This is a genomic window from Deltaproteobacteria bacterium (assembly GCA_016874775.1).
GTDB lineage: Bacteria > Desulfobacterota > Binatia > Bin18 > Bin18 > VGTJ01.
The window spans coordinates 1-7,434 of record VGTJ01000237.1; the positions used below are offsets into that span (position 1 = coordinate 1).

At 53.7% G+C, this 7,434-nt stretch carries 7 protein-coding genes; 1 reads left to right on the forward strand and 6 read right to left on the reverse strand.

Features of this window, described 5'->3' with window-relative positions:
- Positions 1-196: 196 nt before the first annotated feature.
- From FJ147_25965 to FJ147_25975, 3 genes are all read right to left on the reverse strand, one after another.
- Positions 197-1,390 carry an acyl-CoA dehydrogenase gene (locus tag FJ147_25965; GenBank protein MBM4259332.1) on the reverse strand — a complete coding sequence of 398 codons (1,194 nt, stop codon included), beginning with the start codon at positions 1,388-1,390 and terminating at the stop codon, positions 197-199.
- A 402-nt stretch (positions 1,391-1,792) separates the two neighbouring features.
- Entirely contained in the window at positions 1,793-2,209 is a 417-nt protein-coding gene (locus tag FJ147_25970; protein MBM4259333.1) for a type II toxin-antitoxin system VapC family toxin, read from the reverse strand.
- 48 nt (positions 2,210-2,257) lie between these two features.
- The gene (locus FJ147_25975) at positions 2,258-2,461 is read right to left on the reverse strand and encodes a hypothetical protein (GenBank protein ID MBM4259334.1); all 204 of its coding nucleotides are present in this window, start codon (positions 2,459-2,461) and stop codon (positions 2,258-2,260) included.
- A 336-nt stretch (positions 2,462-2,797) separates the two neighbouring features.
- Between FJ147_25975 and FJ147_25980 the strand changes: the two genes are divergently transcribed.
- Complete coding sequence (locus FJ147_25980; protein MBM4259335.1) at positions 2,798-3,244, forward strand: nucleotidyltransferase domain-containing protein; 447 nt, start codon at positions 2,798-2,800, stop codon at positions 3,242-3,244.
- Between the two features lie 89 nt (positions 3,245-3,333).
- Here FJ147_25980 and FJ147_25985 read toward each other — a convergent pair whose 3' ends face one another.
- The 3 genes from FJ147_25985 to FJ147_25995 all read right to left on the reverse strand — a co-directional run bounded on the left by FJ147_25985 (position 3,334) and on the right by FJ147_25995 (position 7,221).
- Complete coding sequence (locus FJ147_25985) at positions 3,334-4,011, reverse strand: WD40 repeat domain-containing protein (protein MBM4259336.1); 678 nt, start codon at positions 4,009-4,011, stop codon at positions 3,334-3,336.
- Between the two features lie 115 nt (positions 4,012-4,126).
- Positions 4,127-5,926, reverse strand: coding sequence for a hypothetical protein (locus tag FJ147_25990; GenBank protein ID MBM4259337.1), 1,800 nt, complete (start codon positions 5,924-5,926; stop codon positions 4,127-4,129).
- Positions 5,923-7,221, reverse strand: a complete 1,299-nt coding sequence (locus tag FJ147_25995) for a DUF4062 domain-containing protein (protein MBM4259338.1) — start codon at positions 7,219-7,221, stop codon at positions 5,923-5,925. The genes FJ147_25990 and FJ147_25995 overlap by 4 nt, the downstream gene beginning before the upstream one ends.
- Between the last annotated feature and the right edge of the window lie 213 nt (positions 7,222-7,434).

Below are 7,434 nucleotides of genomic sequence, written 5' to 3' on the forward strand. Positions count from 1 at the left end.
AGGGAGAGGGCTAGGGTGAGGGGATGAAATATAAGGCTGCTGGCTTTTCGATCCCCTCATCCTGACCTTCTCCCGGTGGGAGAAGGAACCCACATCCGCAAGGTCGTGGCTTAACTTAATACCATTGCCCTTCTAGGGAGAGAGCTAGGGTGAGGGTGATGAGCAAGCCAATTGCTAGCCTGTCTCGCAGTACAGCCTACGCCCAAATCCCATCCTCATCCATCATCGAAATCCCAAACGCACTCTTGCCAAGAAACTCCAACGTCTCATCACTATCAAACGGATGAAAGAGCCCAGCCCGCACATCGCGGAAAAAGCGTTCGAGCGGGAAGCGCTTGTAATATGACACGCCACCAACGGCGCGCATAGCCAAATCAACAACACGGACAGAATTCTCGATCGCTATCATGCGAGCGGCGACACTCTTCCGCGCCCAGCTACGCGGCTCTTCGGTCTCAACCTCTGCCGCAGCTTTCCACATCATTGCACGAGCCGTCTCAATCAACACTTCCATTTCACCAACTTTGTTGTACACACTCGGCAGATGGCTCATCGGCTTCTTATGCGGAAAACGCGGACGCTCTCGCATGAACTCAACTGTCCAGTCGCGGGCGGCGACGGCAATGCCGATATACGGTGCACCAATAGTGAAGGGCGCGCGGACAAAGAGATTCGTGACACCGCCACGCGTAAACACCGGACGTTGCAACACTACCGCCGACTCAGGCACGAACACATCCTTCAACTCGGCATTACGCGATTGTGTCGAGCGCATGCCCATGGTGTACCAGTCGTCTTTAAAGTTCACACCGGGTGACTCTTTGGGAGGGATGAAGAACGTAACGATTGTTGGTCCATCTGGTCCGTTTTCCCAGGTCGCTTCGGCAAAATAGAGATCCATCGCGATACTTTGCGTACCGAAGATCTTGCGGCCATTGACAATCCAGCCGCCATCGACTTTTTCGGCAAGCGTGCGTGGGCGTAAGACAGACGCGGCATTATCGGGCTCTGAGCCTGTACCGCCACAGATCAAGCGGCCTTCCACGACTTGTCGCAGCTTCGCTTCAGCCCTGGGCTCCTTCTTGACGCGGTACAAATCAATCAAAATACCCAACACATTAAAGTGCATGTTGATAGCCAGCGCCGTTGCACCACAGCCTTGCGCCAACCGTTCCTGCGCTTTGATGCGTTGCAACATTGTCGCGCCGAGCCCACCGAGTTCTGCTGGTATGGTAAGAATCGAATAACCACTCTCACGCAGTCGCGCGTAGTTCTCATACGGAAATGCTGCTTCCTCATCATACTTCGCCGCGCGCGGCGCGAATTCATCTGCCAGGGTTGCTGCCAGGTCGAGAAACTTCTGTTCACGTTCAGTATGGAATTGCTTCATTACAAAACCCTCTGACGCAAGGGCATAGCGGTAGAGGGCTTGTTCTGTCAACGGTGAGGGAGAAAAGAGGCTATAGGCTTTAGGCTTGAGGCTATAGGGGGAAGACAGCCGGAACGTAGGCCGGAATAAGCCTGTCCTGAGCCAAGTCGAAGGGCGCAGCGTTTCCGGCGTGACCCTGCTCACAAATCCGTAGGCGGGTGCCAACCGGCTAAGAAGCTGTTGATATATTCCTCAGAGGCCGTTCCAGAAAGCGAAACCGTACTTCGACAAGCTCAGTACGTACGGGAAATCTCTCTTTGCACTTTGTCTTTCTCCGTTAACCCTGAGCTTGTCGAAGGGTTTTTCAACAGCTTCTAAGACCCAATTCCGTCGAACAGTGACCGCAACCATATTGTTCACCACTCACTTAGCCGCCAATAATTGAATCCCCACTGCTCGCGCAAGCAGATTAAAATCTGACTGATTGTCAGTGACCACGATTGCGCCATGTCGACGAGCGGTGAGGGCGATTAGGGCGTCGTTCTGAAACTCTCGTCGTTTGTGATGTTCCCAGTCTTGCGCGTCTCCGATCTCGCGAACTAATTTACCAGCTTCCCACCAGTCTGCGGCTGTGGGTTCCCAGCGCATACGCGCAATACGGAACAACGCTGTTACCTGACGTTGGGCTTCGCGTGTCCGAGCCCCTCGGCGTAACTCTGAAAGAACAACGGCAGAATGGCGAACCAGATGTGCTTGCCGAACATCACTCAACGTCTCTTCGTACAAGCCATGTTCCCAATGACCGATGTAGATATTGGTATCGAGGATAGCGATGGGCATGATGATGTCGCAGCGCGTTCTGACAAAAGAGCCACACTGCTCTGGCGCTCAGAGCGCATCAAAACTCCCCGGCTGTACGGCACGACGGCTCTTCTTCATGAAGCGCCAGAATTCGTCCATCTCGACGACACGTTCTATCGACAAGCGAATCACGTCAGCCTTCGTTTTTACCCCAAGCGCTTTTTTGGCACGTTCCAACATTTCATCTTCGACAAAAAAGGCCCGTCGCTTCAGTGTTCCTCCGGTACGCATAAACACCTCATCGTAGCAACGTCTTTCTAGAGGTATACAATAGCGACTCTAGGTATGCTGGACAATCTGACTGATCGTATCAGCTCGTAGGCCGGAATAAGCCTGTCCTGAGCTAAGTATAATGCGCAGTAATTACGTGTCGAGTTCTGCGGCCGAGAGGCCAGCGTCGTCATGCCAGCGCAAGCTGGCATCCAGGTGCATTCGGCACGGGCTATGGGTGAAGCCGCCTGGATTCCGGGTCTCGCGTTGCTCGCCCGGAATGACGGCACTGCCAACTCGCTGCGTATTTCGTGCGCACGGTACTAAGTCGAAGGGCGTAGCGTTTCCGGCGAAGCGATGGAGAAGCCCGGCTTGCCTGGTTATGGAGCCCGTGGTACCCCCATACGCATGCCGGTGGCAGACAAACAACTTGAGCAACTCCTCAGCAAAGCCCGAGAAGATAGTGAGGTTCTCGCTGTCTTGCTGTTTGGTAGCGTTGCTCGTGGTGAGCAAACTGCGGGTTCAGACGTGGATGTGTGTGTATTTCTCCAGTCGGGTAAATACGACTCGCTCACGCTGTCGCGCAAGAAGTTAGCATACCTGCAGGGGAACGACCTTGATGTCCACGTATTCCAACAGCTTCCCCTCTATGTCCGCCATCGTGTGTTGAAAGAAGGAAAAGTCATATTTGCGAGAGACCTCGACGCACTCTATACATTGGCCTTTCGCACAGCCCAAGAGTTTGAAGACTTTAAGCCGATTTGCCGTGCGTACCTTGCGGAGGTGGCACGTGGTGGATCGTGAACGGATTCCTTTTTGAACTCCGTACTCCGAACTATTTTAGCCTCCGCATTTTCCCAGACTCCGCACTCCGAACAGTTTTCGACTCCGAACTACTTGTTTCGTTGCCGTTCCACTTCCTCATCCGTCGCGGCGACATACAATCGTATCGTTTCATCCGTACCACCTGAGGCGAGCGTCTTCCCATCGGGACTAAAGGCCACGTCCGCCACCGCCTTGGTATGCCCCTTGAGGGTGGCGAGTTCCTGGCGGGTGCGGACATCCCAGAGCTTGAGGGTCTCATCGTCACTGGCGGAGGCGAGGGTCTGGCCATCGGGACTAAAGGCCACGTCCGTCACCGAGTCGGTATGCCCTTTGAGGGTGGCGCGTGCCTGGCGCGTGCGGACATCCCAGAGCGTGAGGGTCTGATCCCTACTGGCGGAGGCGAGGGTCTGGCCATCGGGCCTAAAGGCCACGGCCATCACCGCGTTGGTATGGCCTGTGAGGGTGGCGAGTGCCTGGCGCGTGCGGACATCCCAGAGCTTGAGGGTCTGATCCCTACTGGCGGAGGCGAGGATCTGGCCATCGGGACTAAAGGCTACGGCATTCACCAAGTTGGTATGGCCCGTAAGCGTGGTTTTCTCCTGATGGTGCAGTTTCCATAGGTGATACCAATAGAATCCTCGCAAATGCGCATCTGCAGAGTTGTTCCCCTCAGGGAGATACATGTTGAGTATTTCATTCCCGCGTCCCGAGTTACCGCTGGTAAAAGTCTGGGAGGCGAGGTTCATGTTAGCGACATAGGTGAGACTGCGACTGGTCTTCTCTTGCGTTTCGGCCAGCTTTCGTTGTTTCTCAGCCTTCTTGCGTTGGTCTTCGGCTAATCGCTTTTGCTCCTCGGCGTTCTTACGTTGTGTCTCGGCCAGTTTTTTTTTGTACCAGGGTTTGCCGGCGTTGATCTTCAGCAATGGTCTTCTGTTCCTCAGCCTTTTGACTCTGCACAATAGCAATCTGTCGTTGTCTTTGTGCTTCTTTTTCACGTGTCTCGGCAAGAAATCTTTGCTCGTCCGCTTCTTTTTCTTTTGTTTCGGCTCTCAAGCGTTGCTCAATTGCCTCCTTCTCTCGCCCCTCGGCTTTAGTCTTTTGCTCTAACGCTTCGCTGCGTAATTGGTCGATGTACCAAGCTAGCCCTGAAGCAAAGAGAAAAGCGACACCAAGGAAGCTGATGAGAATGCGAGTTTGCCATAACTTACGTTGCCGTGCTTTTTTGCTTTGCTGCAAAAACTCTACGGTTGTAGAAAACTCTTTGTGATAACGTTGGGCCCATGCGTTATTTGGTTTGTTCTTGACCTGCCAGTCTAAAGCGAACTGGAGCCCTGGATCACGGAGTAGCGCGCTTTTTCCTTGGCGATGGAGATCCGCATCTTGTGCCAGACGTTTGTAAATAGCTGCAGACTGCGCTTCTTCTTCGACCCAGGTTTTGAGCTTTTGCCAGTTGCGAATCAGACTTTCATGCGAGATGTCAATCAGAGAGTCTGCGGTCAACTCTATCTCGGCAGGTGGCATGAGAAACGAACGGCCTGGTTGACGAAAGACGTTGATGACCGCAATCACATCTTGTTCATCAGCTTCGATGACCTCACACAACTCGCGCACCGTCTGCGGACGCCGCACTTCGCGATTATCGGTGCCTTTTTCGGTTAGGCACTTAAACATGTGCTCCGCGAGTTTTTGTTGCGCAGGTGAGAGTTCGTTGTATGCTTCATCCGCGTGATATGAGAGCGCACGTCCGAGACCGCCAATCGCTTCGTAGTGGCGCAGGTCAAGCGATGCGTGCGGTTGCTGCTCGGCTTGCCATTGTTCCCAGGTGCGCATCAGCGCGTGTTGCAAGAGTGGTAACTGATCGGGGTCATCACCGACGTCATTTAAGATGCGATTGACCAAGCGCGGAGTAATCGTCGCTTCTCCTACTGCCACTGGGCCAGTAATGACTTCACGGCGTTGGTCGCGCGTCAGGCGAGGAATGAGATATTGGCTGTCATTGATCGCCTCTGGTAGATCCCAGAACTGTGCACAGTCACCGAGATAATCAGAACGCATGGTCAGGACCACATAAATAGGCACGTCGCGTTGCGCTTTGGCTTCGAGCAGCAGTTTGACGAACGCGGCTTTTTCGTTCTCGGTTTCTTGGCTGGCGGTACTTTGCTCAACGCGGAACAGTTCTTCAAATTGATCGACGAGGACGAGAAGGTTTTCTCCAGTTGCAAGCTTCGCTTGCCGCGTGAGTTCAACCAGTCCGAGACTACCACGGCGTAGGAGCGTCTCTGTCATCACTTGTCGTTCTAACGAGGGTGGTGCCCCAACCGTACCGAAGACATCTGGTGCATCCAACGCACGCGCGAGATTGCTAAGCGGGTCGTTCCCTGGCCGCATAATCGCCACCCGCCAGCGCGAGCCGCTTGTGCCCATCAATCCACCAAAGAGCGCGGGTAGCAGTCCTGCACGCACCAGCGACGACTTGCCGCTACCTGAGGTGCCGACTACTGCGAGAAAATGTGCGGTACCGAGCTTGCTAATCAACTGTTCACTTTGGCCTTCGCGTCCAAAGAAGAGGTGATTTTCGTGAAACTCAAACGGACGTAGGCCCGGAAACGGGTTCGTCGGTGGTTCGATCTCCACGAGTTGTTGCAGCTGTACGTCGCTCATGATCCCACTCGTGGTCCGTTTTGAAGACGTGACAAAAAAGGTTCGAGTACCTCAGCCTTGAATCCGTCGTAACCTTTGATGACTACGACCTCGCGTGAGCGTAAGCGTTCTTTTTGCGGATTTGATGGCGCAGCGAGATACAACGCTTTCGCCAACAGCGGTTGCGAGCGACCCAGACCTTGCAGTTTGAGCAGGTCTTGCATTTTCACCTGTGCCCACATCGGCGACGCCTGTCCGTGGTAAATCAACACGGCATCGCACAGCTTCAAGTTGTCGAGGTGATACTGCTGCAAGGACTGCTGGTCGTCGCTCCCGAGAGGCGGTTGCAGTACTTCATAGCCACGATCATTGAGGAAGTCATCGAGCGTTTTGCTTTCGGTATAGTCTTGTTCAGCATATATCAGATAGACCTTGGTTGGTGCCTGCTCTTGATGTCCATTGGTGATGACGGGTGGTGGAGGAGCCAGCTTTGTATGAAGGTGCTTCTTGAGATCTTCAAGTTTGAGCTGCAGGAATTCAGAGCCGCGCAACGAGTCTTGCTTTACCAACGTAATCAGTTGCTGCTGTCGCTCATCGGTCGGCTGCAATCCTGGAGGGAGCCACAGCAGCCGAGTAAAATTTGTTTGACCACATCGTTCAGTTGCGAGATCAAGCTGGAGGTGCGGTATCGAGCGCCGCTCTGCCTCTGGTACCGTGCCGTAGCGATCACCTAGTAAATGCACTGCCAGTGAGGACTGTTGAAGGTAGTTGCGAACGACCTGCTCAAGTTCGGCCACATTTAAGGGAAGTGTTTGGTCCGGTACGATGCGGTGACCACGTTGCTGTAATTCACGTTTGATGTTGTCCCGTTCCGCACTGAGGTCAGAGGTTGTCTCGGCTACATAGACGGTAATGCCAGAAGAGATGGTAACCGATGCTGGTTCAGCATCGGCTGGTGGCTGTGAATCAAGCAAGCCTCGGACTTGTGGTGCGGTTGGGACTGATAGGGGGTGCAAAGTTTTCCTGATGTCGTCAGCAAGGTCTTCAAGCTTTTCCCAGTATCGTATGTCACGTTGATTGCCCATCAGTAAGTGATCAAACTCGCGGACACGCCCTGTGAGTCGATCTGTTTCGTAGAATTCGTACCCTAGCAAGCTTTGCCATCCGGTAGGATGTGCTTCACGTGGGATCTCGGTCTTGATGACTTTGAAGACACGATGGACGTTACCTTGTCTGATACCACCTTGCTGTTCTGCGGCCTGGGTGAATGCCTTCACTTCGCCTTGGCACGATTCAGATTCTAAATAAAAACCCATTGGACGGAAAGTGCTTCACCTCCTAGGATGGCAAATGGATAAAGTTTGTCAGTGCCTACGGAGGTGAAGCGATGGACGGGGAACATCTTCGCATAAGCAAGCGGGAGCGCCAAGCGTTGCTCGAGCAATATCGGAAAGGCGCCAATGAGCGCGTGCGCTTACGCGCCCACCTCCTCTTATTATTAGCGGACGGCTATTCGTGGGCGATGATTG

What these genes read in the sequence shown, in the direction of transcription:
- FJ147_25965 (MBM4259332.1), bottom strand. Translation starts at nt 1,390, where the DNA reads ATGAAGCAATTCCATACTGAACGTGAACAGAAGTTTCTCGACCTGGCA.
- FJ147_25970 (MBM4259333.1), bottom strand. Translation starts at nt 2,209, where the DNA reads ATGCCCATCGCTATCCTCGATACCAATATCTACATCGGTCATTGGGAA.
- FJ147_25975 (MBM4259334.1), bottom strand. Translation starts at nt 2,461, where the DNA reads ATGCGTACCGGAGGAACACTGAAGCGACGGGCCTTTTTTGTCGAAGAT.
- FJ147_25980 (MBM4259335.1), top strand. Translation starts at nt 2,798, where the DNA reads ATGGAGAAGCCCGGCTTGCCTGGTTATGGAGCCCGTGGTACCCCCATA.
- FJ147_25985 (MBM4259336.1), bottom strand. Translation starts at nt 4,011, where the DNA reads ATGAACCTCGCCTCCCAGACTTTTACCAGCGGTAACTCGGGACGCGGG.
- FJ147_25990 (MBM4259337.1), bottom strand. Translation starts at nt 5,926, where the DNA reads ATGAGCGACGTACAGCTGCAACAACTCGTGGAGATCGAACCACCGACG.
- FJ147_25995 (MBM4259338.1), bottom strand. Translation starts at nt 7,221, where the DNA reads ATGGGTTTTTATTTAGAATCTGAATCGTGCCAAGGCGAAGTGAAGGCA.